Source organism: Helicobacter sp. 13S00477-4, from assembly GCF_002272785.1.
Classification (GTDB): Bacteria; Campylobacterota; Campylobacteria; order Campylobacterales; family Helicobacteraceae; genus Helicobacter_J.
On the sequence record NZ_MLAS01000022.1, the window covers coordinates 1 to 1,137 of the forward strand.

Annotated in this window: 1 protein-coding gene; it reads left to right on the forward strand. The window is 36.4% G+C overall.

Annotated features, from left to right (window positions below; all coding sequences use genetic code 11):
• Positions 1 to 17: 17 nt before the first annotated feature.
• A partial coding sequence (locus BKH44_RS08890; RefSeq protein ID WP_180674158.1) for a hypothetical protein occupies positions 18 to 1,137 on the forward strand: 1,120 nt, incomplete at its 3' end.

The window sequence follows — 1,137 nt, forward strand, 5'->3', positions numbered from 1 at the left end:
GGGGGGGGGGGTCAAATATGACTCCCTTCAATGCTCCTTCAAAAAATAATCTTCAACCTTTAAAATCTAAAAAACATTTTATCCCTATCATTTCTCTTGTATTATCTGCTTTTTTAACTTCCTTCACTGCACAGCTCAAAGCAGATGATACATCTCTTGATTGCACACTTGGTGATGCAAATTCCTGTGCCAGTGTTATCAATCTTGGTGGTGCTAACAATACTCTGACTCAAGATACAAGTTTAACAGATCTCTATAACTTCAGTCCTGTTATCAATAGGAATCCATCAGCTTCTGCAAATTTAATATCAAATAAAGCTATAGTAAAAGCTTTAAGCCAAATAAATGTAACCCAAGGTGCTAAGTTTGGTATTAATTTTAAAGATTCAGTTTATGTTGGAAATTTTAACTATTCTGGTGGAGGATATAATGCTCCAGCTTTGAGTCTGATTTTTGATGGTTCTTATCAAGGAGATTCTGATGCTTCTTTGAAAGGTTTAAGTTTCAAGGGAGATGTTTCTATCTTTCAACAAACATTGAACATCATTTTGAAAAATGATGCTACTTGGGTAGGTAATTCTAAACTTTCTACCGAAGGATTTGCAACCCCAATGATAAATCTCAATTCCACTGATTCATCATTCCAAGGTAACATAAATAATTACACAGCAAGTGGAGGAGGAGGGGGAAATCAACATGCTCTGAGCCAAACCTTCAATTTCTCTGGCAATTCTTCCAAAGGCTTTGCCCTCAAAGGTCTAGATGGAACTTCTAATGCAAAGATTTCTACAACTAGGGGTACCATCAACCTCAATCTGGATAATGCAGCTAAAGCATATGCTGATATCAGTGTAACTACTGATGGTTTTTCTTTTCTTGCAATGCCAATTTTTAACTTTACTGCCAAAAATAAGTCTATTTTGAATGGGGGTGTTACGGTAGGAACAACCACTATCAATTTGAATTTTGATGATTCAGAGTTCGTAGGGACGCTGAATTCAAATGGCGGTACTACTAATTTGATTGCCAATAACAACTCTAAATTAGACACTATCAAGATCAATTACGGTTCTGGAGGTACTACCAAATTAACCTTAGACAATTCTACTCTAGGCACTGCCAGTACAGACGATGGAG